Consider the following 25,652-nt stretch of genomic DNA (forward strand, 5'->3'; position numbering starts at 1 on the left):
AAGTTCTACCAAAAAGCTCAACGAGTAAGGTATGTAGTTGCGCTTCAGCGCTCTTTGGCTTGGTATATGAAAGAGCGCGATGTGGCTGATTGACGGTATGAATTAAGTTCTACCAAAAAGCTCAATTACATACCTATTGTGTTTTTATCGATCGTAAAAAAAGTAAATTCATACTCAAGTTCAGCAACGCCAAGAGCGCTGAAGCGCAACTACATACCTCAATGCCAAGAGCGCTGAAGCGCAACTACGTACCTCAATGCCAAGAGCGCTGAAGCGCAACTACGTACCTCAATGCCAAGAGCGCTGAAGCGCAACTACATACCTCAATGCCAAGAGCGCTGAAGCGCAACTACGTACCTCAATGCCAAGAGCGCTGAAGCGCAACTACATACCTCAATGCTAAGAGCGCCCAAGCGCAACTACATACCTATTGAACGGGCTCTCCGGCCCGTTCCTAAAAAGCTTAGCGCGAGATAAAATGCGCCCAAACATTCCCATCAGGCCCGGCTACTTGATTGATATAGCCATACGGATACATCAACTTTCTTCCCTCAGTATCTCTGTAACCCGTGAGTGCATCTCCCCACGGATCTTGCACGATATAACCCTCAGAATTGTAGCCAATTAAAGTGATAATGTGACCCGCCGCCGTAAAATCTCCCGCTAAAACTATCGGCCGCCGATTCAGCAATTCCGATCGCACATCAGCCCATTTCCGAGTCGCACTAAAACTCGTCTTAAACCCGTAAGCCTTAATCAGCGCCGAAAGCACGTTATGATCGGTTTGAGAACCCTGGCCGGCATAGTCGAAACACCACTGCAACAACTCATCCTCCAACTGTCCCCCATACTTAGAACGAACGCCGTAATAATACAGCACCATGGCGATCGCAGTTACATTGCAAGTAGACCAGTCAAAACGCGGATTGTCCCGCTGTGAAAAATACGGCACGTTCAATTCCACATTGTTCGGAACCGGATCGAAAATTTTATCTCCCCGCTTGAACTGAACAAAACTTGGAAAAACATAACCTGTATTGCCGAAATTTTGCAGCTCTTCAGTCAGAGAAACTTTCAGGTGATCGGTTTCCAAACCGTAGCTTTCCACACCGTAAACTCGACCTAAAGGCAGTGTAGTTCTCTCGGTAGCCGTCAGCTTGGCAGCATCTACAGGGCGTTTTTTAAACACAGTTGGTTGCAGCATTGTCATTGTCAAAGGATCCGGGTCAAAGGGAACTTCTTTGCCATTTTTCTTGATTTGAACAGATTGCCAATAGATAAATCCCACATTGCCAAAACCGGGAATAGCTTCGGCGAAAGTTACTCGGAAATGCCCCAAAATGCAGGCATAACCAGTGATGGCGTAGGTGCTGCCTAAAGTTAGTTCAGCAATTTGGTTTGCAGGGAGTTTCGATGATTCTTTTGGTTGACCTTTAATCAGAGTTGTTTGAGTTACCAACAGTTGAGCATTCCCGTTGCTATTGGGTACGTCTGCTAGGTCGAATTTCAGGACTTTTGTACCTTTGGCAAGCTGAACGTCTGGTTCGTAAAAATAGCCAAAAGTGCCGATCGGCGAAATTGTCGAATCCAGAACCACCTTGAGATGTCCGTCAATAAATCCGTACTTGCTAAGTGCCAAAGTCAGACCTGCTTTGACAAGAACTTTTTGCTGGTTGTTGAGGCGGGAACCATCAACCGGGGCTACCTTAAACCAAGTGTCGGAAACTATCTTTAAGCTCAAATCTTTTCCGACAGTCAGCGGATCTGAACTTACGGTAATATAAATTATTTGGCTGGCGGTAATGTTACCTTTGCTATCAGTTGCCCGCAATCTCAGCCAGCGAGCTCCCGGTATGCTAAATCCTTTAGCCAAATTCACTTGCCAAGTGCCTGCTTGTTGGTTGAGTGTCACGGTTAGCGGAAATTTATCCTCGGCTATTACCTCAACTTTTGCTGCTTCTTGCTTGTCAAAAGTACCTGAAAGTGCGATCGACTGATTGACCAAAACCTCTGTCGGGCCTTGATACGTTAAATTTGGGGCCGGATTGAAAGATTTGCCACCTTTGGCAAATTGCACGAAATCTGGATAAACAAAACCCGTATTGCCAAAGGGCGGCAAATTTTCAGTCAGCGAGACTTTAATATGACCTTGTTCGATCGAGAATCCGGAAATTCCGTAAATCATTCCCGCCGGTAAAGTGATTTTTTCTGGCAGTTGCAGCTTGACAGCATCCACCGGCCGTTTTTTCAACACAGTAGTTTTGACAACAGTCATGGTAACTGCATTTCTGTCACAGGCAATCCCCTTGCCGTCTTGCAAAATCTGGACGTGTTGCGAGTACATAAATCCCGAATTGCCGAAGTTGGGAATTGGGCGATCGAGAGTGACTCGAAAATGACTTTCCACGCAAGCGTAGCCGAAGATATTGAAAGTTTCCCCCTGGTCAAATCGCACTTTCTGAGTCGGGCTTAAAATAGTCGAATCTGCGGGGTTGCGCTTTAACCAGGTTTTTTTGTTCACCCACAGCAACTGCATTCCAGGGGGCGGGGTAGGTAGATCGGCGCGATCGAAGATCAGGATTTTTGAGCCTTTGGTGATGACTGCGTGCTTTTCATAAAAAAAGCCTGATTTTCCCACGGGAGAAATTGGATTATTTAGTTCAACATTTAGGTGTTCGTCTTCAAACTCGTAGCTGCTAATTTGATAACTTTTACCTGCGGGTATTTCCGCTTTTTGCTGAGAAGTGAGACTGCCAGAAGGCACTGTTCCGGCTTTTAATTGGGTATCTTGGAGCGTAATTAACGTGAAAGAGCGATCGGGTGTGTTAGAAGCAGGATTAACTTTGATGTTAATTGTTTGTTCGCCGATAACTTTGCCTGTTTTATCAGTTGCCTTCACCTGCACCGTGCGAGTACCGGCGCTATCGAATCCTTTCTCTAAACTAATGTTCCAAATGCCTGTCGATAAATTTATCCCGGCCTTCAGGGAATTTGAGCCTTCTGCTGCTGAGATTGCCGCCACTTGATTTTTATCAAAACTGCCAACTAAGACAGAGGCTCGATTAGCCTCAACTTCTTGTGGGCCTAAATAACTCAAAATAGTCTTGGTGCTTGTCATTATGTATCCGCCTACCTACTTAATTATTCAGCTACAGCAAGGATAACTTCTCATTTTATCAAACACAACGATCCGATCCCGGACAAAATCGCTCCTGGACTGAATCTAGGGGCAGTTAATGCGTTTTAAAGCATGAATTTTTTATTGTTGGCGAGATTTTTACCAGAAATCTAACAGTCCAGCTAGCGATCGCGCACCTGACGCGAATATACCGCTGGTTGACAGAATTTGTGGCGCAATTTTTGCGAGAAAAAATTTAATTGAAGTAGGTTATTACCCCCTATACCTTTGACCCCTCACTTAGCTCATTTGAGATTTTAGATTGAGGGATTTTAGATTGAGGAATTTTAGTCGTAGGGTGTGTCGCGACGAAAAATTTTTATAAGGAATGAGAATTAAATAACTTACAATCTTTATTGTTCTTGTGGAATGGGCGTCCCGCCCGTCCTTCCGGGACGGGCGGGACGCCCATCCCACTTTCAAGAGTGTAAATTATTTAATTTGCGATCCTAAGACTTACGCACGGGTTGCCAGAAACCGGGTTTTTGCGATAATACTTTGCTGTGATTCGCAAATTTGGGAAAAAACCCGGTTTCTTTAGACTTACGCACGGGTTGCCAGAAACCGGGTTTTTGCGATAATACTTTGCTGTGATTCGCAAATTTGGGAAAAAACCCGGTTTCTTTGTCGGAGTGCGTATTTCACATATCCGCAATAGTTTGATAAACAAACACAAAATTTATTCTGTAGCAATTTTTGGTGGAAATGGTATTACAAAAAAATCCGGTTTCTACGAGAAAATTGCGTGTAGCAACGAGATATCTCGGAAGAAACCGGATTTTTAGCCCTTTAGTGCGTTCAGGAATGTTAGACTGACGGCGGCTAAACTATGGTGACCAGAATATCTTGAGCGTGAGAGTCAACTTTCATCGTTTCCCCTTCATAAACCTGAATAATTTTGCCAGTACCGTCGATGACAAAGGTAACACGCTTGGCATAATCACCTTTCTCAACATCGTAGGCTTTGGTAATCGTGCCATCAACATCTGCTAATAGCTGGAAAGGCAAACCGTACTTCTCCGTGAACTTTTGGTGCGATTCTTCGTTGTCGCGGCTGACACCAAGAACTACTATATCTTTGCCCTTGTATTCTTCATGGGCTGCTTTGAAGCTTTGAGCTTGTCTGGTGCAACCGGGGGTGTCGTCTTTGGGGTAGAAATACAAGATGACGGTTTTACCCGTGAAGTCGGAGAGGGAGACGGTTTTGCCGTTTGTGTCTTTGGCGGTGAATTGAGGAGCCGCGCACCCAACTGGTAATGTCATAGTTTTGTTGACCTTGCGATTGATAAAGATATTTTAGTTGATTTTGGGCTGTTGTTGTCAATCTCTTAAATTTAGATTCGGAATTGAGCGACCAAAATGTAAAATCTACCTTTCGGAATAGTTTTGATGGGTAATTTTGTGCCTTGACTGACGGGCGATATTGTGTTAGATTGTGGGCGTGGACTCCGAATATACTGACGCTATCAAACTTGATGAAGTAAGTAAAATATGATAGATTTTTACACTGTTATTATCCGAAAGAGTGCCAAGTATTGGGTGGCATTGTGTTTGGAGAATGGATTGGTTGGACAAGGAAATACTCCCGAACAGTCTATCGACAAACTCAAACAGGCGATCGAGTCATTTTCTGAAGTTTATGAAGCTGAATTAAATATTTATCTTAATCCTCTTGCTATTAATGAATTGCACGAGTTTCTTACTTTAGAAGATGCGGAAGCTTCAGATACTTATGGATCAAGAAAAGTTTATGCCTAAATATATTTCTGTGAAGCATACTATAAATACTTGTTTGCAATGCAGAAAAAGGCTAGAGTAAAATGGCTTTTACAGTCAAACTCGTCTAAACTGTCCTAAAATAGAAGAGACAACCTATATTAAGTCGCTACCATGTCGATCGCCGTCATTCAAGAGCACATCGAAATCACCCCTGGAATCTGTGGGGGAAAACCCCGTATCGCCGGACATCGCATCCGAGTTCAGGATATTGTGGTTTGGCACGAACAAATGGGAATGTCACCAGACGAAATTCTGTATCACTATCCGAGTATTACTTTATCTGATATCTATGCAGCTTTAGCCTATTATCACGATCGCCCAGATGAAATTCGCTTTGCGATCGAAGCAGATGCAGAATTTGCGCGCAAATTAAAAGCTCAAACCCCATCGCTTTTGCAACAAAAATTAAAAAATCGCCAGCATGAATAAGATTAAATTTCATCTTGACGAAAATGTAACTCTAGTTGCGAATCTGTTGAGTTCCTGTGAGAATATGGGTAGTTTTTTACAAGTCCAATTTGATAATATATCTGTAACAATCAAAAATATACTAGCTATTCTGAGCCAAATCAATGACTTTTATCCCATCCGAAGCGTTTAAATCTATTAGTTATCCCAGCCGCACTGTCAAAAGAGCCGATCGCGCGATCCGGTGTGCTCCTTTTCAATTACACTTCTTCCAGACCATCCGCGATAACAGTGTTTTCCTAAGCGCGATCGCCTCAAATGCAGGTGTCGAAAGTGGCTACACCCGATCGCCCGTATCCGAACTCGCAGCCGAAAACTCGCTGCTGTGGCTGATTCAAGTCGGCGTGTTGCGGCGCGAAGTAGATGGACAAGGGATTACCGATAGTTTTCGCCTCACGCCCCTGGGCCGCCAACTCGTGGAAAAATGGGAACAGCAAGGAAATAGTTTGCCAACTGCTTCATTGTGCGATCGCCTGGGAAATGCCGTTAGCCGAGGGTTCGGACTATTTTCATAAGAGCGTTAAGGCGGTAAGGTGCGCGCCGCGCACCTGCATAATTAGATTTTAATGAGGACTGAAGTCCTCACTACAAACGTCAATTTCTCTCCCCGAATTTTCAGGTAATTAGCCCTGATTCAAAAAGCGGCTAGCCATCGACATGGCGTCAGTAATATCTACGTCGCCGTCTCCATCTCCATCTAAAAACGCATTCAAAACGGGATTTGCGCCCTGGGCTGGATTTTGGGCGTTGCCGCCGCTTTGCAGCAAATTGAGTACCAAGGGCAGTAAAACAGGGATCATCCCTTGCACTGTTTCGTTATTCAAGCCGGTTCTTTGGGCGATATCGGTCACTATTTGCGTCAGTTGGCCACCTCCGAACAAACTCTGTACCGCTTGTGCATTGGGATTTGTGCCGCTAAATTGGTTGACAACTTCTTGAGCTTGTACGTCTCCAGATTGCGATCGCACGTCTTGCAATGCCGATCGCACGTATCCACCCAAAACCGACATCGCTAGCTGAGTCGTACCCGCATCGACGCCGTGGTTGCCGCTCAACTGCTCTACCGCACCCAGAATGTTGCCCAACTGATTGGGACTTGCTTGTTGGTTGGGATTGTCGATCGCACTCAAAATTTGGTCAAAGAGTCCCATAATTTTCGCTCCGTACAGTGGTTGCTCAACTGTGAATTATAGCAAAGCCTGTTTTTCAAGATTACCGAAAATAGTTTTGAATTGGGTATTTTCACTCATCATACTATTTTTTTTTTATTAGGACGCTCGTTCTTATCCTGCACTAGCAACTTGGTTTATCGTTTCCGTTATCGGATATTTTAGGATGCACTTATACGATTACGATTTTAGATGTTAGATTGAAAAATTGGGAATGACTGATTCCGTAAGGATTTGGAAAACTGGAAAATCAGTTGCATTCTTTTTGGCAACTGGTATGACGTTAATAAACCGTGTTTCTAGGTACTTAAGATATATTTGTTTAAAAAACTATATAGTTCAACTCGCGATCGAATAAATAGGTAGGTAGGTATCAGTAAACCGACAAAGGCGTTCGGGCGGGTGAGTGGAACAATAAATTGTCTGCTAAGCTACAATTGCAGCCTCGGGCGCGATCGCCATGTTTTAGTTGCATCCGCTGGCACTCAAACCCACACTGCATGGAACCCGAAGGACAAGCCGAATCGGAATTTACGCGCGCAGCAGTACGATCGGGCGCTTCAACAGTTCCGAGTTCTGGCGAAAATGTAAAAATCAAAATATAACCCTTTTACTTGCCCCTGCCCCATGCCTTTGCCGCGCCTGCTAACATTAATTGCCGCTTTCTGCCTCACCCTGGGGTTGATTATTGGGCTGGTGAGTTCCTTAACTGGGCTTTACAGTCAAGTTGCGTTGTCTGCTTCTCCGCTGCTGGCTAATTTGCTAATTTTCCTGATCGTTGTACTTTTAGCAACGCTAATTTTTGCGCTGTTTTATTATTTTAGGCTGCTGCAACGTCCGGGAAAAGTTAAGGGAAAACGGGCGATAGATCCGAAGATTCCTGTTGTCAAAAGCGAAGCTGCTTCGGAAAATCTCAAAGCAATCAGGCAGCAAGTCGATCGCATTCAAGATGAAGTAGCACGGCAAGCTTTGCTGTTGAGAGCCCGCGAAATAGAAGCTAGCATGGCCCGCGGCAATGTTCGGATCGTTGTTTTCGGTACCGGTTCTGCGGGCAAAACTTCGGCTGTAAATGCGCTGGTGGGGCGGATGGCCGGACAGGTGGGGGCGCCAATGGGAACTACCGAAGTTGGAGAAACTTACACTCTGAAATTGAAAGGAGTCGATCGAGAATTAGCAATTACTGATACCCCAGGCATCTTGGAAGCGGGAGTAGCGGGGACTTACAGAGAGGAATTGGCGCGGCAGTTGGCGGCCCGGGCTGATTTGATCTTATTTGTGTTGGACGGCGATTTACGCAAATCTGAGTATGAACCGCTGCGGACTTTGGCCCAAATTGGCAAAAGGTCGATCGTGGTTTTTAATAAAGTAGACCTTTATCCCGACAACGACAGAGACGAAATTCTCGATCAACTGCGACAGCGAGTTAAAGGTTTAATATCAGCAATGGATGTAGTTGCAATTAGCGCCAACCCGCAAAAAGTTGTACTAGAAAGCGGGACAATATTTCAGCCAGACCCCGATATGATGCCATTAATTCGGCGAATCGCAGCAATTTTGCGAGCCGAAGGCGAAGACTTAATTGCGGACAACATTTTGCTACAATCTCAGCATTTGGGAGACCAAGCACGCAAATTAATTGACGCTCAAAGACGGCGCGCTGCTGATAAAGTAGTAGAGCGCTTTCAGTGGATCGGAGCCGGAGTAATTGCCGTTACGCCTTTGCCAGTTGTAGATTTGTTAGCGACAGCAGCAGTTAACGCTCAAATGGTAGTAGAAATTGCCAAGATTTACGGCTGCGAATTAAATATCGATCGCGCCAAAGAACTAGCCCTGTCTCTCGCCAAAACCCTAGCCAGCTTAGGAATAGTTGAAGGCGTAATTCAAGTAGTCTCAAGGGCGTTGCAGTTAAGTGTAGCCGGATTTGTACTTGGCAAAGCAATTCAAGCAGTCAGCGCCGCTTATTTAACCAGAATTGCCGGGAAAAGTTTTATTGAATATTTCCGACACGACCAAGATTGGGGTGACGGCGGCATCGCCGAAGTCGTGCAAAGGCAGTTTCAGTTAAATCGGAAAGACGAGTTTGTCAAAGCTTTTGTCAAAGATGCGATCGCCCGCGTTGTCGAACCTCTAAACATCTACCAGCAAGAAGAATCGGAACCAGAATTAGAAATGTCAGCAGAATTGGAACCCGAACCCTTGTATCAGCACCCAGGCGACGATTGGGAAACCCACAGCAACAAGCGAAACGATGAATGGTAATTGTCAGTTGACAGTTGACAGTTGACAGTTGACAGTTGTCAGTTGTTAGTTGTTATAGCGGTTCTCACAAAGACGAGGTACGTTGTTGGGCTTCAGCCCTCTTGATTTAAGCGGTTATGTAAGCTGTCAGCCATACCTCATCTTTTTGAGAAAGGCTATATTAGTTATTAGTTATTAGTCAACAGTCATTAGTTCCAGGGCTATTTCATGTTTCATTCTGCTGAAACCAGCCTTTCTTGAGGTTAAGATTGTCCGAAGAGAGGCACGTTAGCGCAGCGATCCGAAGGAAAGCAAACAAGAGTGTCTATTTTTCATATGGTTTGATCGACTTGGCTCTAAGTAAGTCGGCGCTTTAAAACACAACTATGTAAACGATTGTAAAGTGTCCAAATGCTTTCTACTGGCTGACTTAAGCCTGTTTACATACTGTTACAAGCGTCTTGGGTTAAAACTTAAAGCCCAATACCGTTTACTTAAGAACACCCTGGGGGTAAAACCCTATGAACAATAGATACGGAGATTGCTTTCCTTCGGATCGCGAAAGCTAACGTGCCTCTCTTCGGACCATCTTAAGTAAACCGTATTGGGTTAAAACAGACTAGAATAATAAAATGCAGTCAGACAGAGGTAGGTTAAAAACTCTGTCTGACTGCTGCTTTGAGATCGGGAAATAGCTTTATTTCAAATTAGTCGATCGCGTCTACCGCTCTTTCAGCAGCTCGTTGAGTTCTGTCAATATCTCGATTTACTTTCGCGCGAACCTTGTCCGAGGCATCTTCAGCGTTGTATTTTACATTTCGCGCTGCATCTTTGACATTTTCTTTGCCTTCGCTGACATTATATCTCAGCGACTCAGTACCCTCAGCAGCTCTTTCTTTTGCTCCCTCGGTGGCTTCTTTAACAATCCCTTTTGCTCCCTTCAAGCCTTCGCGAGTATTTTCCTTAAGATTAGCAAAGCCTTGTTTTGTTTTGTCACCAAACTCATCAGCTTTCTGCTGAGCGGTACGAACATTGTCATTCATCTTCTCGCCAATTTGGTCGAGTTTGTTCGGCGCGTCATCTGCTACCCGCCGGATATTTTCACGCACATTGCTACTAGATTTGGTTTCGATGCGGCGCTGGGCTTCCTCTTTAAGAAGCTTAGCTTTTGCTTCTACTCCTTTAACCATTGGGTTTCTGGGATCGTCATCGCTGTATTGATTCTGGCCGCCTTTGTATACGGAAGTTACAGCCTCTGAAGGCACTTCTTTTCTAATTTGGTCGGCAGTTTTTCCGGCTATGACATCAGATCCCTTGCAGGCAGTGCTCACAAATACTAAAATGCCGACGAGAAACACTGTTAAAATTTGTACAGCTCGAATTTTTTTCAGAAATGCAGTTAGTCTGTTCATAAAAATGCTCCTTTCTATGGTGACTTATTTTTTGGAATATGTTTAAATGCCTGGTGGTTCTGTAGGTGGCTACCATTACAAACATTAAGCACTCAAACACTTTTTTAAATATACGAAGACAAACAGAAGTTTTTCATCTATCTGAAGTAACATTCCTTAAGTCATACTAGAAGCAATAACAAAAGCTTTAGTTATAGTCGCGAGAGCAGGAATGAGAGCTAAATGATAGTAAAAAGCATTTTTTACCAGAAATAATTAGTTTAAAGCCTCTCCCTTTGAGGGGAAAATTAAAATCAGACTATTCATTACTCCAATCCTCGGACTTAAGGGTAGAGGTCGCTCTCAAACTGTCAACTGTCAACTGTCAACTGTCAACTGTTGAAGAGTGCTATCACCGAAGAGCGAGTCATGTATACATATAGCGGCGATCGGGACAGGACTACTGTAGTTGAACTGTTTTGCGCTTTGGGAGGTAAAAAAAACCTTCCGGTCAGGAACCAGAAGGAAATGGGTGTACGATCTCAAGTACAACAAGGTCTTTAATGGCAATTGTCGCCGCACGTGCCGATCGCCCACATCTGTCTAATGGCGGAAAGTATCTGCACAGTTACTAATCATTTTGAATAGCTGTTTTTAGACTCTTGCAGAATTCGCCGATCGCCTCTAAACCCTCTTCTGGAGTTCCTTGGGCCAAGCGTTTGACAAAAGCACTACCAACAATCGCAGCATCTGCACCCCATTCTTTGACTTGACGGGCGTGTTCGGGTTTCGAGATACCAAAGCCGACGCCGATGGGTTTGTCGGTGATGCTGCGGATTTCTTTCAGCAACTCTTTTGCTCGCGTATCTAAGCCTTCCCGCACTCCTGTCACCCCCATCACGCTGACTAAGTAAATAAATCCTTGAGACGCGCGAGCGATCGCTTCTATGCGACTTTTGGGACTTGTGGGAGCAACTAATAAGGTGAGTTCAATCCCTAATTTGTTGGCAGGTTGGATGAGGCTGTCAGCTTCTTCTAAGGGCAAGTCTGGTACAAGCAATCCCTGAACTCCAGCACTTTTGATTTCCTGCAAGAAGGTTTCGATACCTCGGTACAAAATCGGGTTGTAGTATGCGAAGAGAATGATGGGCGATCGCAAATTCGGACTAACTCTCGCTACCATTTCCAGTACCGAATCTAACCGCGTTCCCCGCTGTAGCGCCCTCGTAGCAGCAGCTTGAATCACCGGCCCGTCAGCTAGGGGATCGGAATAAGGTACGCCAAGCTCGATCGCATCTGCACCGTTATCATCCAAAACTTGTAGCGCTTTAGCCGTTGTCTCCAAATCTGGATCGCCAGCAGTAATAAAAGGAATTAATCCACACTGGTTGCTTTTTCGCAACGTTTCAAAACAATGAGAAATAGTCATTAGGGAGTTGGCAGTTGGTTGTTGGCAGTTGATTCTTGGCAGTTGATTCTTGGCAGTTGACTCTTGGCAGTTGATTCTTGGCAGTTGATTCTTGGCAGTTGGTTGTTGGCAGTTGGTATTAGCTAATAACAACTAATATCATGTCCGATTGATTAACCATAATATCCCGGTCGGGGCGGGTTTTTGAGATTATCAATTATTGGCAGGTATTGTTGGCTCACGGGCCCCTACAAAAATCGCGGTCGATCGACCGGACATGATATAACAACTGACAACTAACCACTAACCACTAACAACTGACAACTGACAACTGACAACTAACCACTGACTAACTATCTTTTTCCTGCTCAATTTCGGCTTGAAGTTTGGCTAACTCTTCAGGAGTGAGTTCATCGAGCTGCTTCTGCAAGACAGCATCTTTGTACTCTTTCAGTTGCTGACTGTAAGTCATCTTTTGAGTAAGCGCTCGAAACAAATAAGTCACCAGCCAGCCAATCAAGCCAGCTATCAAAAATAACTGACTCCAAATCCCAGCATTCATGCTGTCGAGTCCGGCGAATTGTAGCACCAAGTAGGCCAACCCACCCGCTACAAAAAAGCCTAGACTGATTCCAATTACGTCAATACGTCGCATTTAGGCTTCTATCTGCCGCCGTTTGGGGCGAAAATTCAAAAAAGGAGCGAGGAGAAACATACCAGGGAAAAAGAAGAACATCAAGAAGTACATGAAGCCACGCTCAAAAGAGGAGGCCACGTACCAGCGACTGTTCAGGTAAGCGTAGGTGCCCGCGGGTACTACCAGGAGGTAAGCTCCTCCCAAGACGGCGTAAAGCAGCAAGGTAATATACATAGATTTGCTTTAAGGGAATAATAACAGGGTCAGTCGGTTGACACGCTCAGCTAGCTGGTTAACTATTGTACCGCTTGGGGAGATACAGCGCGACTTTTGAGAATTTTTCAATTAGGGGTTGCGCTATTTAGGGTTTTGCGTGTAGAATAAAAGGCTGTTGTTGTCAGTGGGTCAAAACCACAGCAGCAGCTTCACGAAAGGGGGTGTGGCGGAATGGTAGACGCTACGGACTTAAAATCCGTTGACCCGAAACGGTCGTGTGGGTTCAAGTCCCTCCACCCCCATTAAATTTTCATGGTTTGTGAGCTAATAGTTTCAGATTGGCCTCAACACCAAGAGTTCTAATTTCCGCTCATCTTTCTCTAAATCCTAAGATGTGGCGGATTTAACTTTTCGGGCGGGCTAGAAGCCCACCCCACAAGAGTTGTAAGAAAGAGAATTCTTCAAATTAGATGCGCGCTAGCTTATAGTAATGCTTGCAAGATTTGTGGGATGGGCTTCTAGCCCGTCCCGGATTTGGGTGGATCTGGTTTTTGAAGCCTGAAGAAGCATGACCGCATATAAGTTATTAGTTATAATCCCATATTTTCTGCGGTCATGCTATAGCCCATACGGATATATTCGCTTGCATTGAGATGCACCCCCCGATTTGTGGGATGGGCTTCTAGCCCGTCCCGGATCGCCTGCTATATTACTCAGCAATTGGCAAAGTAATCGCAAATTCCGTCCCCTGTCCAATTTGAGAATTCATCTCAATTTTGCCTTGATGCTTGGCAACGATTTGATAGGAAATAGCCAATCCTAATCCAGTGCCTTTGCCGATCGACTTTGTAGTAAAAAACGGGTCAAATATCTGTTGGGCAGTGGCTGCGGTAATTCCCGGCCCATTATCCCGAATCTTGACAGTGATAGCATTATCTGCCGTAACTTCCGTGCAGATCCAAATCGTTGGTGAAAACGCTCTGTCTGCCTTTTTTACCTCCTCCAGCGCATCAATTGCATTGCCGAGTACGTTCATAAATACTTGATTCAGTTGCGCTCCATAGCACTCAACCGGAGGCAAATTAGCGTATTCTTTAATAACTTCGATACCTTGTTTGAGTCGGTGATTGAGAATTATCAGGGTGCTGTCTATTCCTTCGTGAATGTCCGCAGGTTTCATGTAACCGTCGTCTAAACGGGAAAAGTTCCGCATGGATACGACAATTTCGCGAATGCGATCGGCTCCCATTTTCATCGAAGCAAGCGTTTTTGGCAAATCTTTGCTGAGAAAGTCCAATTCAATGTCTTCGATGCAGTCTTTAATTTCATCCGGTGGGTTGGGATAGTATGCTTGATAGAGAGTTACCAAGTCTGCCAAATCTTGGATGTATCTATTAGCATGGTCAATGTTACCACCGATGAAATTAACCGGATTGTTGATTTCGTGGGCGATCCCTGCCACCATTTGACCGAGAGACGACATTTTTTCAGTCTGAATTAATTGGGATTGAGTTTCTTTTAGTTCTTGTGTATAATCGCTAACTCGCTGAATCAATTCATTGAAAGAAGCCGCTAAAACTCCGATTTCGTCTTCAGTTGTGACTGGTACTTGCAGGTTAAAATTAGATTCGCGGGCTACTTGCTGGGCGACGTTTGTCACGCTTTCGAGGGGTTGGGCAATGGCGCGGCTCGTTTTGTCCGCCAGTAACACGGCGAGGAGTCCTGAAATTACCATACTCCCGAGAATAATTCGGTTTCGCAAACTTTCAGCTTCTTCTAATGCTTCTACCCCTTGCATTTTTTGAATGTCTACAGTAGCAATTAATTGGGTTAAATGATCGGAAAGTTTATCTAGTACGATCGCCTCTTCGCCGCTGCGATTTCTCAACAATTGTAGCTGTGCCGACTCGATGCGGTTAGCTTCCAAATGCCACACTTCGGCTTCTTTTAATTGCAGTTTAGTTAGCCGATCGTAATAATCGATGACCATCGCATACCTTGGCAATATTGACTGCAAATCTTTCTCTTGTCTTGCTAGCCAGTCGGGATTTTTGATCGCAAAAAATTGTATTTCCGCAATCAGGATTTTCGCCTGATTGATTTGCTGGACAAACCGATCGTGTTCGTATTGCAGCCACACCGTGTTTCCCAAAACTGCCGGGAATCTCGCTGCGTGCGATCGGGCTTCAAATATGCTATTTTGCAAATTTTGCAACAGTTGCTGTTGTTGTTGAGCAACATTTACCTGAATTAAAGCTTGCTTGCGAAAGTAGTCTCCCACTTTCAGGCCCGCACCCGTTCCCAAAATCGCTATGCCGATAGCTAAAGCATAGCCATAGCTGATTTTTTGGCCTATCCGCAAATGGTTGAATCGTTCCCTTAGCCAGTTTAAATTAATAAATCTATGGTGTAACAATTTTTTCTGAGCAGAGTTTGCTGGCTCTACTTTGCTATCTTGGGGCTGAGTGTCGGTCAATAATAACATCGAAAGTTCCTCCCAAACAAATCAGGAGTAGTTGACATCCTGCACAATTTTTTGCAATATCGAGAAACAGCATAAACCTGTATTTCTCAGTTAATCAGTAGATTTGTTGAAAAATTATAATACTTCGTATTCTACTCCCTAAAAAAACGATAGGGAGATACGATAATTTTTCGGATTTTTAACTTTTTCGTTTTCTAGCCTGACAGTTGGTTGAGTACAAAATGTCAAACTAATCTTTCTATTGAATTTGCCAGATCAATTGCTATCTGAGCTGCCAGCCGACGCGATTTACCCCATAACGCCTTAATTATCTCTGTTCTTAGACAAAAGTGTTTGTGATCTGTATCAACAATTTATGTGATTATACGCAACTTTACAAAAATCATAAAAAAAGCTACAGTATTTTCACTTACTTAGTTAAGGATACAAGCTCTAACTACGGGTTCTTCCGGTTTTTTTTGCCAGTTCTAGGTGGGATTTCAGCAATTTTGCGAAAATATCGTCGCTGTCAGTAAATCCATAAGCTTGCATTACATTGGCGATCGACCTTAAAATACAGTTTATAAAGTTAGCTAGTTGTTTCTTCAAAAAACTTATTATAAAATTGAGTAATTCCCCACTGTTTTGGCAACTTTTTTTAGTTCGGTACTATAAAATAGTAAAATCGAAACACCATCGCATTTCTCATCCCTAAACATTTTCTCTTTTAATCGTGGAGCACGTGTAATCATGGTAAAGTCTCAGTATGAGGGATATTCCGTCGGCAAAAAACACACTTCCGCACTCAGGGAAAACTTCGGGAATGCCAAAGTGTATGCACAAAATGCACAATCAGTGCTTAACAAAGCTACTGGATTTATCAGTGCTTACGATTTCACGCTAAATCCTTATCGGGGCTGTCAGTACGGATGCAGCTATTGTTATGCTGCTGCTTTCAGCCCGAATTCACAGATGCGAGATGATTGGGGAAATTGGGTAATTATCAAGCAAAATGCAGTGGCAATTCTTAAGAAAGAGTTAGAACGTTGGCACAAGAAAAACCCCGATCGCCCACCGACAATTTACATGAGTAGTGTCACAGATCCGTATCAGCCAATTGAATCGAAAGAACAACTAACTAGGCATTTGTTAGAAGTCATGGTTCCCTATCAGCCGACGCTGGTTATCCAAACTCGCAGTCCTATGATAACTAGAGATATCGATATTTTACAGCAATTCCAGCGATTGCGAATCAACATGAGCATTCCAACTGGTAGCGAAAAAGTGCGGAAAGATTTTGAACCAAAATCTCCGAGTATTCCTGCAAGACTTAAAGCTATTGCCAAACTGAAATACAGCTTTCCTTATCAAGAAAATTGCGAAGTCAGATTTTCTATAACTGTGACCCCACTACTACCTACCCTACCCGAAGATGAAGGTAATTTTATTAGCAAGCTAGAAGTTGTCGATCGGGTAGTGATTCAAGATTTTCATGCCAGCAACGAGCGATCGCTAATTGCATCAACGCGCTCAGAAGCATTAGCTCTTAAACAAAAGTACGCTTGGTGGTACAATAGCGAACAGCAGAGTTATCGCAAGTTTAAAAATAAACTCAAGGCGATGCTCCCGGATGTTGAAATCATGGAAGGCAAAGAGGGATTTGGCTATGAATAATCTGCTAGCTAACTGGTGGCGTTCTCAAAAGTTTAACCAAGCCGTTAAGAGTCAAAATAATCGACTTGCCCAAAAACTGTTAAAAGAAATACAAAATTCAGGGGCAAAATTATCGTGGCAGGAGAAACTATATAAAGAATGGCTACAGCTTGAAAAATTATTGCAACAAAAAAATAACCGCCTCCAAGAAGGCGATCGGCGTTTAGCAGAGTTAGAACTGGAACTGGGGTTCGGAAAAATTGATGCCTTTCCCGGAGATATTGATGACTTAAGCTTATTGACTCCGGATACACAATTTATTGAAGTTATTTCACAAAGTTTCAAGCTTAAAGAATGCGATGCCAGCATGATTCAATGCACAGGGATTTATGAAAAAGTATTTGATAAGTTTGAACAACATTTGGCTGGTTTCATCAAAAATGAGCTGAATAATTTGAGTCGGCAAAAAACAAATTTTGATTCTTTACTTCAACAAGCTATTGACGATATACAAAAACTCAAAGAAGGACAAGATCCTCGATACAGTTTTGAGCTAAGTCCTCACATCTATTTAATTAGGTATTTCCTAGATAACGTCTATTGTGCATATCTAGCTTGGTTTCTCATTTACAAAGCAGGATTATTACCAACTAAAGTCAATATCCTTGATATTGCCGCAGGGCCGGGGACAGTTGCCTACGGACTAGGTTTGTTCCTGCAAACTATTAACGACTTTTGTTTAATACCGCCAATGCACATATCCTATTACTCTTTGGAACAGCAAAAAGCTTTTCAATATCGCGGACTCCAATTTTGGCGGCAATATATGGAACCCCACGAGATCAATGCTTACTTTCGGTTTGACACTTCTAGTATCTTTGATGGTGAAAGTCAATCTAGAAAGATTCCTCAAAACTTTTTTGATTTTATTGTAATTTCTCACTGTTTTTTTAACGATGAGGATAGAAGAGAAAAATCCCATCGCATTTATAAGGATATATTTACGGATTGCCTGACAGATTGTGGTTATGTTTTGCTAATTATTCAAGAAAATAAGTTGCTTAAACCTTACAATATTCGTCAAATTGAAAGTTGCGAACAGGAGCTAAGTGTGGTCAAACAATTTCTTGATGATGTGGGGTTAAACTTGGTTTGGTATAAATATTTACATTCAACAAACAGCCGGACATCCCATCCGAATTTTGGAAAATTTGCTAGAGAAAATCTTCATACCCAGCAATTCATCAGTCCACTTTTTCGTAAGCACTTTAACTTACGTTATGACTTGAATTACTCAATTGATGATTATGTAATATTAGCCCAAAAATGAAGTTTTCAAATGAGTAAAATAACTCAGATATAATTTGATAGGTATTGAATTTTAATGCAAAAAAATATGCTCAAAAATTTGACTGACCCCTCTACAAATAAATTTCAAAATGGTTGGCATGGCAGCCTCAAGTTAGCCTACGCAAACCGTGACGGGGCTACCCAAATTATTCACAATCAAATGCAAGCGCCGCTCAAGGTACAGCGTCCGTTTTATCCTGAAGGGAAAGAGGTTTGTCACAGCGTAGTTTTGCACACGGCTGGGGGAGTTGTCGGGGGCGATCGCCTTTCGCTCAATTTCCACCTCCAAGAAAACGCCAAAGCCTTAATCACCAGTGCTGCGGCTGGTAAAATTTATCGCAGCAGCGGACAGTCAGCGCAACAAAATATTGACATTCAACTAGATACTGGCGCTCATTTGGAATGGCTTCCCCAGGAAACTATCGTTTTCGACGGCGCAGTTTACCGACAAGACTTGCGGGTAGAATTAGCACCGCAAGCCAGTATTTTGCTGTGGGAAATTACGCGGTTCGGACGCAGTGCTAGGGGCGAAAAGTTCTTGTCTGGAGAATGGCGATCGCACACCGAAATCTGGCAAAAAAACAGCCCTCTGTGGATTGACAGACAATGGCTCAAAGGTGGGGGCGAAATGCTCGAAAGCGCTCACGGCTTAGCAGGAAAACCCGTAGTTGCTACCCTCGCTTGGATCGGCGAACCAGTCACAGCCGAGATGCTGGAAAAAGTGCGAGCTTTGCGGTGCGAAGATACAATTTATTCCGGATCTGTAGCCGTTAATTCTGCTGCCGGCGTTACTCGCATTCCCAACGGTTTGCTGTGCCGATATCGCGGTTCGTCCACCGCTGCCGCCAGAGACTGGTTTGTCGCTATTTGGGAATTGCTGCGCTTGTCTTTTTCAGAACGCCCTTGCTGTTTGCCCAGAGTTTGGATAAAATAGCATTCTCTTTTAGTTTCACCTACTTTCTGTTTCCGGTGCAACACATCAAATGCAATACCCGCCCCCAGTACCAGACAGACTACTTCTTCCGATTGACATTCGTCGTGACAAATATAGCCGATTTAAGTCAGAAATATGCGATCGGCAAAAAGTCGTTTTCGGTTCTTTGCTAAAGTCCAAAAACAAAAGGATAAATCACCTTGACACAAACCAGATGTTAACACTATCTTGAGTCATGGGATGTAATTACCGATGATTTGCCACGGCTGATAGTTGAACTTGAATAAATAATGCGATCGCACTTACAAGAATAAAAATGCAACTCACCCCCCAAGAAAAAGACAAACTGCTGATTTTCACCGCCGCCCTGCTAGCAGAGCGTCGCAAACACAGAGGTTTAAAATTAAACTATCCAGAAGCACTAGCCTACATTTCCGCCGCGATTTTAGAAGGAGCAAGAGATGGCCTCACCGTCGCAGATTTAATGAGCTACGGGACAACTCTCCTGACGCGGGAAGATGTGATGGAAGGGATACCGGAAATGGTGCATGAAGTGCAAGTTGAGGCGACTTTTCCCGACGGAACTAAGTTGGTGACAGTGCACGATCCGATTCGTTAAATAATATTTAAACCCACAGACTCGCAGGAGACAGATATGATTCCGGGAGAAATGATTGTTTCAGACGGTGAAATTGAGCTAAATGCCGATCGCCCAACAGTGCGGTTGCTGGTTGCAAATACGGGTGACAGGCCCATTCAAGTTGGTTCTCACTATCACTTTTACGAAGCGAACGAAGCCTTAGAATTTGAACGAGAACAAGCAAAAGGAATGCGGTTGGATATCCCCGCAGGTACAGCAGTTAGATTTGAGCCGGGAGATGAAAGAGAAATTCAATTAGTACCGTTTGTGGGTAGCCGTCAAGTCTACGGCTTTAATGGAAAAGTGAACGGTCATCTGGAAAGTTAAGTATGAAAGCAGAAAATCGTTTGCAAGTGTTGAATGTTGAATTGGGAATTTGTTAACTTAAAACTCATCCCAGTTAAAATAATGCAACTTTAACCTCGCAATCCCAACCAGGATCGCGCTCGGTCATCCTATGGAAAAGCTAAAATCAAAATGGTATCACTTACCAGAAAGAATTGGTTGAAAGCCTCTCCCCGATCGGGAGAAATTAAAATCAGACTATTCATTACTCCAATTCTCTTCCTTCTAGGTAGAGGTCGCTCTCCTTCGGTCAACTGTCAACTGCCAACTGTCAACTGTTGAACAGCACTACCGCTGGAGAGTGACAAAGCAATGTCAAAAAAAATTCTCTGCATAAGTGTATAAATGCCTTTCTTTTGTTAGTGAAACCTCAGACTTTTGAGCGAGTTAAAATCGGCAGTTTGCGATCGATATTGGTATTCAAAACCGCAAACATACACAGCAAAAGCGCATGATGAATCCAAAATTAGTTGACCAGATAAAACAGATGTTGAAGCAGAGTTTGCTTGCAACGTCGAGGCGTATCTGGAGAACCCCGTTAGATCGGCGTACCAGCATCAAATTATTAGATAACAGCATCGTTTACAAACAGCAGCACGAACCCGTCAACATACCTGCATTAACCTCAGTAAATGGAGTACCTTCTCGGTTTTTTACCACAGAAAAAACCGTGTCTTTTGACCCGGATTATGTGTGGAAAATTTCCGTGAATAAACACATAGAGGCTCTAACTATTTGTACGTCTGGAAACACGCTGCTAAATCACAAGTTGCTGTTAGACCTAGATTTTCGGATTAGCGGCGCGGGTATTCTGGAATGGCCTTATAAATCCCACCAAATTACCTATCCGCTGGTAGTTGCTCCTTGGTCGCATTTGTGGTGCAGTTATTACGATTATGTGATTTTTGTACTGGCAAAACTTTGTAGGATTGAGGAGGCTTTAGGTAAGGAGATTTGGCAAGAAGCCAAAATTTGTTATCCTTTGCGCCATACAGCTTTTGAGTTGGATTTTCTGACCAAACTCGGTATTCCTAAAAGCTCGCTAATCGACACTCGGGCTAGAGATACAGGATATCATGCAGAAAGTTTAGTATTAGGAAACAATCAAGATTGGTATTTCCCCAGTCCTTACGATATAGAGCTTTTGCGGAAGAAATTCTGTCTCAAGGAAAATGTCAAGCCTTACAGGAAATTGTATCTTTCTAGAAGCGGGCAACGCCAGGTTAAAAATGAGGCACAAGTACGAGAGGTGTTGAAAGAGTTTGGTTTTGAAATTTTGGAAGATATTTCGCGCACTGTGGATGAACAAATTCGCCTGTTTGCAGAAGCAGCGGTGGTTGTTGGCCCTCACGGCGCTGGTTTTACAAATTTGTTGTGGTGTCAGCCTGGAACGAAAGTATTGGAATGCTTTTATGGCGGGTACACGCCGCCGTTTTTCTATTACATTTCCCAGATATTGGGATTAGAATACTCCCGTATGGTTGATAACAGCGACGATTCGGAAGATTGGAGTTTAATTAGCATGGATATGACGGTGGATGTGGAGGTTTTGAGAAGGGAAATCAAGAAAATGCTGGAATGAATTTACAAATCGACAAATGGGGCGATCGCACAAATGTTGTAAATATAGCCTTTCTCAAAAAGATGAGGTACTCATGGGCATAGGGCATAGGGCTCCGTGGGCATAGGGCTCCGTGGGCATAGGGCTCCGTGGGTTCCGTGGGCATTAGGGCATTAGGGCATACCTCACCACGCTTGAGAACCGCTATATTTGCTAACTCAGATTGAAGAACTCGGCACATAGTATAATTTAAGCGAGCCTCAACTGCCAACTAAAAAAATATTTATATTAGGAGAAAGCATGAGTTACAGAATGGATCGCCGCGCTTACGCGGAAACCTTCGGGCCGACAACGGGCGATCGCGTGCGGTTAGCTGATACTGAGTTATTCATAGAGGTTGAACAAGATTTCACAACCTACGGGGATGAAGTTAAGTTTGGCGGCGGTAAAGTCATTCGCGATGGCATGGGACAGTCGCCTATTTCTAATGCTGATGGTGCTGTTGATACGGTAATTACTAATGCTTTGATATTGGATTGGTGGGGGATTGTCAAGGCAGATATTGGGATTAAAGATGGCAAGATTTTTAAAATTGGGAAAGCCGGAAATCCTTACATTCAAGATAGGGTAGATATTATTATCGGGCCCGGCACGGAAGTAATTGCTGGTGAGGGAATGATTCTGACGGCGGGGGGAGTTGATACTCACATTCATTTTATTTGCCCGCAACAAATCGAAGTGGCGATCGCCTCTGGAGTCACTACCATGATCGGCGGCGGCACTGGCCCAGCAACGGGTACAAACGCTACAACTTGCACTCCGGGGCCTTGGCATATGTACAGAATGCTGCAATCAGCCGATGCTTTTCCGGTGAATCTGGGATTTTTAGGTAAGGGAAATAGCAGTCAACCTCAAGGATTAGTCGAGCAAGTTTTGGCGGGTGCAATGGGTTTGAAGCTTCATGAAGATTGGGGAACTACGCCAGCAACGATCGACAATTGTTTGAATGTAGCTGATGAGTACGACGTGCAGGTGGCAATTCACACAGACACTCTGAATGAAGCGGGATTTGTGGAAGCTACAATTGCTGCGTTTAAAAATCGGGCAATTCACACTTACCACACAGAAGGTGCTGGCGGCGGACACGCACCGGATATTATTAAAGTGTGCGGCCAAGCTAATGTTTTGCCTTCGTCTACTAACCCGACTCGCCCTTACACTGTCAATACTTTGGAAGAACATTTAGATATGTTGATGGTTTGCCACCATTTGGATCGGGGGATTCCTGAGGATGTGGCTTTTGCTGAGTCGAGAATTAGAAGGGAAACTATTGCTGCTGAGGACATTTTGCACGATTTGGGTGCTTTTAGTATGATTTCTTCTGATTCGCAGGCCATGGGAAGAGTGGGAGAGGTGATTATTCGGACTTGGCAAACGGCGCATAAGATGAAGGTGCAAAGGGGGAATTTACCCCCCCTAACCCCCCCTTACCAAGGGGGGGAAACAAGAGGGATAACCCCCCCTTACCAAGGGGGGGGAATAGAGGGGGGAAATGATAATTTTCGGGCGAAGCGGTACGTTGCTAAATACACGATTAATCCGGCGATTACTCACGGAATTAGTCAGTATGTGGGTTCGGTGGAAGAGGGTAAGTTGGCGGATTTGTGTTTGTGGCGGCCGGCGTTTTTTGGGGTGAAACCGGAGTTGGTAATTAAGGGTGGTGCGATCGCCTACGGGCAGATGGGGGACGCTAATGCGAGCATTCCGACGCCGCAGCCGGTGCATATGCGGCCGATGTTTGGCAGCTTTGGGGGGGCAATTGGGGCGACTTGTTTGACGTTTGTTTCGCAGGTGGCGCGCGATCGAGATATTGCAGCACAGCTCGGTTTACAAAAGCCAACTGTAGCAGTTTCCGGGACAAGGCAGATTAGTAAAAGAGATATGAAACTCAACGATTATTTGCCGCACATGGAAGTCGATCCAGAAACCTATGAAGTGAGGGCGGATGGACAATTGTTGACTTGCGAACCGGCAACTGTTTTGCCAATGGCGCAGAGATATTTTCTGTTTTGATTGGTTGTGCAGCCTCATCAAAACAATCCCAAAATTCCGTAGGGCGGGTTCACCAACCATCTATGAAATCCACAAACAATCTCATAAACCCGCCCCATCCCCGCGATTATTTAGATGAACATTTCACCAATAAATTATGGTACATTTGTATTGTTGGTGGGGCGGGGGCGGGTTTAGGAAATTATTCATTTTTACCGTAAATTGTTGGTGAACCCGCCCCTACAAATTTGGTTTCAATAGCCTCATCAAAACAATCCCAAAATTCCGTAGGGCGGGTTCACCAACTATCTATGAAATCCACAAACAATCTCATAAACCCGCCCCATCCCCGCGATTATTTAGATGAACATTTCACCAACCAATAAATTATGGTACATTTGTATTGTTGGTGGGCGGGGGCGGGTTTATGAAGTTATTCATTTTTACCGTAAATTGTTGGTGAACCCGCCCCTACAAATTTGGTTTCAAAAATATAACAAATTGTTCTAACACGGCAAATTATGAATTACCAATTACAATTACCAATTACCAATTACCAATTACGCTTATGCTATATTTAGCCCAAGTACAAAAGAAGGAAATTTCAGGTGAGATAAGTCTGCAATTGCTGGCTTGTCAAAATTATGATGAGACATGGGCTATTCTTTTTCAAGAAACTGTCTTGACGCTACCGCCAGATTTCGATCGCAATGTTTTAAATGAAGGGATGCTAGTATTAGCAGATATTGGCGAAAATAGCAAGATTTTGTTGCATATTCAATCGGCTACAAACTGGGTGCTAGAATTAGTTCAGAAGTATTTAACAACAGGCTTTACTCCCGATTTTTTGCAGCAAGAAGCCCAGAAGGCGGAAGGGTGGCGGCAATCTCTCACCTTGCAAAGTCAAGAGTTGTCTCGCCGCTTTATCGAAGTTGAAGCCCGCCGCGAACAAATTCAAAATTTAGAGGCAAAACTACAACAGGAAAAGGAATTGCTCGAAAGTACGATCGCCCAATTGAAAAATTCAACCACTACACCACCACTTTGACTCCAATTAACACAAAACAGTTAAGGACACGGCACTGCCGTGTCCCTACAAATCTCATTTGCAATTTGCTGGACATCATATAATTTGTAACTTGACAAATAGCCCTTACCCGTTGCCGAATCGCCAGCCAAATTGCCCGCTGCTAAAGCACTTTTGACTTCAACCAAGCGGCGGGGAGACACAACAGTTTCTGAGAATTGGTAACGTATGCCCGCTTCTGAAACACATCGTACTGATTGCACTCGATCGCATTTAAGATTCTGCTGTACAACATCGTAGCAGCCCACACTGTCCAGCGGATATCGGGACTGAGCACTTTAATTCCCGGTTCGGCGCTGGCGTATAATTTGCGAGCTCGCTGAATTTGAAAGCGCATCAATTCCCGCCAGCGGTTGTCAATTACACCGTTGAATAAATCTTCTTCGGTATAGTTGAACAAAGCTAAGTCTTCTAAGGGAATGTAAATGCGGCCACGGCGGGCATCTTCTCCCACATCGCGCAGAATATTCGTCAACTGCTTGGCTATACCGAGGGCGACGGCTTCTTCTTTGGGAATTCTATTCCCCCAGTGCCAATTCCAATTAGCCGCAGAGTTGGATTCGTCTACGCCCATCACAGACATCGACATCAGCCCAACAGTGCCGGCTACTCGGTAACAGTAAAGATTGAGCTCTTCAAAAGTTTCGTAGCGACTGCGGTATAAGTCCATTTGCTGGCCCGCAATCATCTCTCGAAACGGCTGAATGTCGATCGGGAAACGAGACAGCGTATCCACCAAAGCCACGTCATAATCATCGTGGGGATGGCCCGCAAACACAGATTCTAGGCGTTTTTCCCACAAATTTAGCGTTTCAGGGGTCGTAGCCTCAGAACCAGGCCCGTCTACGAGTTCGTCGGTGCGGCGGCACCAGACGTAAATCGCCCAGATTGCCCGACGCTTGGCTTCGGGCATGAGTTGAGTGCCTAAATAAAAATTTTTGGCATAACTCGCTGTGACTTGGCGGCACAGTTCGTAGGATTCATCCAAAGAGGCCAGAGTTCTCATGCACTGGAGTTTTGACAGTTGCAGCATCCGAGAATAAGAAATTTAAAGATTAGAACTGACATTCCCCCGTTGAGAC

22 protein-coding genes and 1 tRNA gene are annotated in these 25,652 nt (G+C 44.1%); 13 read left to right on the forward strand and 10 right to left on the reverse strand.

What is annotated here, in order from left to right:
- Window positions 1–463 precede the first annotated feature (463 nt).
- Both JGK07_RS10605 and JGK07_RS10610 read right to left on the reverse strand, forming a co-directional pair.
- The gene (locus JGK07_RS10605) at window positions 464–3,118 is read right to left on the reverse strand and encodes a C39 family peptidase (RefSeq protein WP_293226376.1); all 2,655 of its coding nucleotides are present in this window, start codon (window positions 3,116–3,118) and stop codon (window positions 464–466) included.
- Window positions 3,119–4,000: 882 nt separating this feature from the next.
- The gene (locus JGK07_RS10610) at window positions 4,001–4,441 is read right to left on the reverse strand and encodes a peroxiredoxin (RefSeq protein WP_293226373.1); all 441 of its coding nucleotides are present in this window, start codon (window positions 4,439–4,441) and stop codon (window positions 4,001–4,003) included.
- Window positions 4,442–4,741: 300 nt separating this feature from the next.
- Between JGK07_RS10610 and JGK07_RS10615 the strand changes: the two genes are divergently transcribed.
- The 3 genes from JGK07_RS10615 to JGK07_RS10625 all read left to right on the forward strand — a co-directional run bounded on the left by JGK07_RS10615 (window position 4,742) and on the right by JGK07_RS10625 (window position 5,940).
- Entirely contained in the window at window positions 4,742–4,936 is a 195-nt protein-coding gene (locus JGK07_RS10615; protein WP_293290865.1) for a hypothetical protein, read from the forward strand.
- Window positions 4,937–5,068: 132 nt separating this feature from the next.
- The gene (locus tag JGK07_RS10620; protein WP_293226369.1) at window positions 5,069–5,386 is read left to right on the forward strand and encodes a DUF433 domain-containing protein; all 318 of its coding nucleotides are present in this window, start codon (window positions 5,069–5,071) and stop codon (window positions 5,384–5,386) included.
- A gap of 143 nt (window positions 5,387–5,529) precedes the next feature.
- A complete protein-coding gene (locus JGK07_RS10625) occupies window positions 5,530–5,940 on the forward strand; it encodes an Npun_F0494 family protein (protein ID WP_293193489.1) in 411 nt (136 codons plus the stop codon).
- Between the two features lie 108 nt (window positions 5,941–6,048).
- Here the strand turns inward: JGK07_RS10625 and JGK07_RS10630 are convergent, their stop codons facing one another.
- A complete protein-coding gene (locus JGK07_RS10630; RefSeq protein WP_293193490.1) occupies window positions 6,049–6,576 on the reverse strand; it encodes a DUF937 domain-containing protein in 528 nt (175 codons plus the stop codon).
- 391 nt (window positions 6,577–6,967) lie between these two features.
- Complete coding sequence (locus tag JGK07_RS10635) at window positions 6,968–7,192, reverse strand: hypothetical protein (RefSeq protein ID WP_293186524.1); 225 nt, start codon at window positions 7,190–7,192, stop codon at window positions 6,968–6,970.
- Between the two features lie 29 nt (window positions 7,193–7,221).
- Here JGK07_RS10635 and JGK07_RS10640 point away from each other — a divergent pair, with 29 nt between their 5' ends.
- Window positions 7,222–8,853, forward strand: a complete 1,632-nt coding sequence (locus JGK07_RS10640; RefSeq protein WP_293186523.1) for a YcjF family protein — start codon at window positions 7,222–7,224, stop codon at window positions 8,851–8,853.
- Between the two features lie 686 nt (window positions 8,854–9,539).
- On the opposite strand, the gene JGK07_RS10645 is transcribed toward JGK07_RS10640, so the two are convergent.
- The 4 genes from JGK07_RS10645 to ndhL form a co-directional block, all read right to left on the reverse strand.
- Complete coding sequence (locus tag JGK07_RS10645; RefSeq protein ID WP_293186522.1) at window positions 9,540–10,244, reverse strand: DUF6658 family protein; 705 nt, start codon at window positions 10,242–10,244, stop codon at window positions 9,540–9,542.
- A gap of 610 nt (window positions 10,245–10,854) precedes the next feature.
- Complete coding sequence (gene trpA / locus JGK07_RS10650) at window positions 10,855–11,652, reverse strand: tryptophan synthase subunit alpha (protein ID WP_293219030.1); 798 nt, start codon at window positions 11,650–11,652, stop codon at window positions 10,855–10,857.
- Window positions 11,653–11,980: 328 nt separating this feature from the next.
- A complete protein-coding gene (locus JGK07_RS10655) occupies window positions 11,981–12,286 on the reverse strand; it encodes a DUF3007 family protein (protein ID WP_293186520.1) in 306 nt (101 codons plus the stop codon).
- The gene (ndhL, locus tag JGK07_RS10660) at window positions 12,287–12,502 is read right to left on the reverse strand and encodes an NAD(P)H-quinone oxidoreductase subunit L (RefSeq protein WP_293153127.1); all 216 of its coding nucleotides are present in this window, start codon (window positions 12,500–12,502) and stop codon (window positions 12,287–12,289) included. It abuts the gene before it with no gap.
- A 199-nt stretch (window positions 12,503–12,701) separates the two neighbouring features.
- On the opposite strand from ndhL, the gene JGK07_RS10665 reads away from it, so the two are divergent.
- Window positions 12,702–12,786, forward strand: a tRNA-Leu gene (locus JGK07_RS10665).
- 407 nt (window positions 12,787–13,193) lie between these two features.
- Here JGK07_RS10665 and JGK07_RS10670 read toward each other — a convergent pair.
- Entirely contained in the window at window positions 13,194–14,969 is a 1,776-nt protein-coding gene (locus tag JGK07_RS10670) for an ATP-binding protein (RefSeq protein ID WP_293186518.1), read from the reverse strand.
- Between the two features lie 729 nt (window positions 14,970–15,698).
- Between JGK07_RS10670 and JGK07_RS10675 the strand changes: the two genes are divergently transcribed.
- The 8 genes from JGK07_RS10675 to JGK07_RS10710 all read left to right on the forward strand — a co-directional run bounded on the left by JGK07_RS10675 (window position 15,699) and on the right by JGK07_RS10710 (window position 24,531).
- Window positions 15,699–16,622: a radical SAM protein gene (locus tag JGK07_RS10675; protein ID WP_293196995.1), complete on the forward strand. Its 924-nt coding sequence runs from the start codon at window positions 15,699–15,701 to the stop codon at window positions 16,620–16,622.
- Window positions 16,615–17,931: a photosystem II assembly protein gene (locus JGK07_RS10680; RefSeq protein ID WP_293186514.1), complete on the forward strand. Its 1,317-nt coding sequence runs from the start codon at window positions 16,615–16,617 to the stop codon at window positions 17,929–17,931. Before JGK07_RS10675 ends, JGK07_RS10680 begins: the two co-directional genes overlap by 8 nt.
- Before the next feature lie 66 nt (window positions 17,932–17,997).
- Entirely contained in the window at window positions 17,998–18,885 is an 888-nt protein-coding gene (locus tag JGK07_RS10685) for an urease accessory protein UreD (RefSeq protein ID WP_293186512.1), read from the forward strand.
- A 316-nt stretch (window positions 18,886–19,201) separates the two neighbouring features.
- Complete coding sequence (gene ureA, locus JGK07_RS10690; RefSeq protein ID WP_293153142.1) at window positions 19,202–19,504, forward strand: urease subunit gamma; 303 nt, start codon at window positions 19,202–19,204, stop codon at window positions 19,502–19,504.
- 36 nt (window positions 19,505–19,540) lie between these two features.
- Window positions 19,541–19,852, forward strand: a complete 312-nt coding sequence (locus tag JGK07_RS10695) for an urease subunit beta (RefSeq protein WP_293186510.1) — start codon at window positions 19,541–19,543, stop codon at window positions 19,850–19,852.
- A 469-nt stretch (window positions 19,853–20,321) separates the two neighbouring features.
- Window positions 20,322–21,452, forward strand: a complete 1,131-nt coding sequence (locus tag JGK07_RS10700; protein WP_293241806.1) for a glycosyltransferase family 61 protein — start codon at window positions 20,322–20,324, stop codon at window positions 21,450–21,452.
- Window positions 21,453–21,731: 279 nt separating this feature from the next.
- Window positions 21,732–23,504: an urease subunit alpha gene (gene ureC / locus JGK07_RS10705; protein ID WP_293204917.1), complete on the forward strand. Its 1,773-nt coding sequence runs from the start codon at window positions 21,732–21,734 to the stop codon at window positions 23,502–23,504.
- A gap of 547 nt (window positions 23,505–24,051) precedes the next feature.
- Complete coding sequence (locus JGK07_RS10710) at window positions 24,052–24,531, forward strand: hypothetical protein (RefSeq protein ID WP_293196992.1); 480 nt, start codon at window positions 24,052–24,054, stop codon at window positions 24,529–24,531.
- 142 nt (window positions 24,532–24,673) lie between these two features.
- On the opposite strand, the gene crtB is transcribed toward JGK07_RS10710, so the two are convergent.
- Window positions 24,674–25,603 (reverse strand): 15-cis-phytoene synthase CrtB, encoded by a 930-nt coding sequence (gene crtB, locus JGK07_RS10715; protein ID WP_293204914.1) that lies wholly within the window; start codon window positions 25,601–25,603, stop codon window positions 24,674–24,676.
- Window positions 25,604–25,652: the final 49 nt, after the last annotated feature.

It is taken from the genome of Microcoleus sp. PH2017_24_DOB_U_A, from assembly GCF_020738205.1.
In the GTDB taxonomy this organism is placed as follows: domain Bacteria; phylum Cyanobacteriota; class Cyanobacteriia; order Cyanobacteriales; family Microcoleaceae; genus Microcoleus.

Excerpts from the sequence above, each read along its gene's own strand:
- JGK07_RS10605 (WP_293226376.1), bottom strand. The coding sequence starts at position 3,118 with ATGACAAGCACCAAGACTATTTTGAGTTATTTAGGCCCACAAGAAGTT.
- JGK07_RS10610 (WP_293226373.1), bottom strand. The coding sequence starts at position 4,441 with ATGACATTACCAGTTGGGTGCGCGGCTCCTCAATTCACCGCCAAAGAC.
- JGK07_RS10620 (WP_293226369.1), top strand. The coding sequence starts at position 5,069 with ATGTCGATCGCCGTCATTCAAGAGCACATCGAAATCACCCCTGGAATC.
- JGK07_RS10625 (WP_293193489.1), top strand. The coding sequence starts at position 5,530 with ATGACTTTTATCCCATCCGAAGCGTTTAAATCTATTAGTTATCCCAGC.
- JGK07_RS10630 (WP_293193490.1), bottom strand. The coding sequence starts at position 6,576 with ATGGGACTCTTTGACCAAATTTTGAGTGCGATCGACAATCCCAACCAA.
- JGK07_RS10640 (WP_293186523.1), top strand. The coding sequence starts at position 7,222 with ATGCCTTTGCCGCGCCTGCTAACATTAATTGCCGCTTTCTGCCTCACC.
- JGK07_RS10645 (WP_293186522.1), bottom strand. The coding sequence starts at position 10,244 with ATGAACAGACTAACTGCATTTCTGAAAAAAATTCGAGCTGTACAAATT.
- trpA (WP_293219030.1), bottom strand. The coding sequence starts at position 11,652 with ATGACTATTTCTCATTGTTTTGAAACGTTGCGAAAAAGCAACCAGTGT.
- JGK07_RS10655 (WP_293186520.1), bottom strand. The coding sequence starts at position 12,286 with ATGCGACGTATTGACGTAATTGGAATCAGTCTAGGCTTTTTTGTAGCG.
- ndhL (WP_293153127.1), bottom strand. The coding sequence starts at position 12,502 with ATGTATATTACCTTGCTGCTTTACGCCGTCTTGGGAGGAGCTTACCTC.
- JGK07_RS10670 (WP_293186518.1), bottom strand. The coding sequence starts at position 14,969 with ATGTTATTATTGACCGACACTCAGCCCCAAGATAGCAAAGTAGAGCCA.
- JGK07_RS10675 (WP_293196995.1), top strand. The coding sequence starts at position 15,699 with ATGGTAAAGTCTCAGTATGAGGGATATTCCGTCGGCAAAAAACACACT.
- JGK07_RS10680 (WP_293186514.1), top strand. The coding sequence starts at position 16,615 with ATGAATAATCTGCTAGCTAACTGGTGGCGTTCTCAAAAGTTTAACCAA.
- JGK07_RS10685 (WP_293186512.1), top strand. The coding sequence starts at position 17,998 with ATGCTCAAAAATTTGACTGACCCCTCTACAAATAAATTTCAAAATGGT.
- ureA (WP_293153142.1), top strand. The coding sequence starts at position 19,202 with ATGCAACTCACCCCCCAAGAAAAAGACAAACTGCTGATTTTCACCGCC.
- JGK07_RS10695 (WP_293186510.1), top strand. The coding sequence starts at position 19,541 with ATGATTCCGGGAGAAATGATTGTTTCAGACGGTGAAATTGAGCTAAAT.
- JGK07_RS10700 (WP_293241806.1), top strand. The coding sequence starts at position 20,322 with ATGATGAATCCAAAATTAGTTGACCAGATAAAACAGATGTTGAAGCAG.
- ureC (WP_293204917.1), top strand. The coding sequence starts at position 21,732 with ATGAGTTACAGAATGGATCGCCGCGCTTACGCGGAAACCTTCGGGCCG.
- JGK07_RS10710 (WP_293196992.1), top strand. The coding sequence starts at position 24,052 with ATGCTATATTTAGCCCAAGTACAAAAGAAGGAAATTTCAGGTGAGATA.
- crtB (WP_293204914.1), bottom strand. The coding sequence starts at position 25,603 with ATGCTGCAACTGTCAAAACTCCAGTGCATGAGAACTCTGGCCTCTTTG.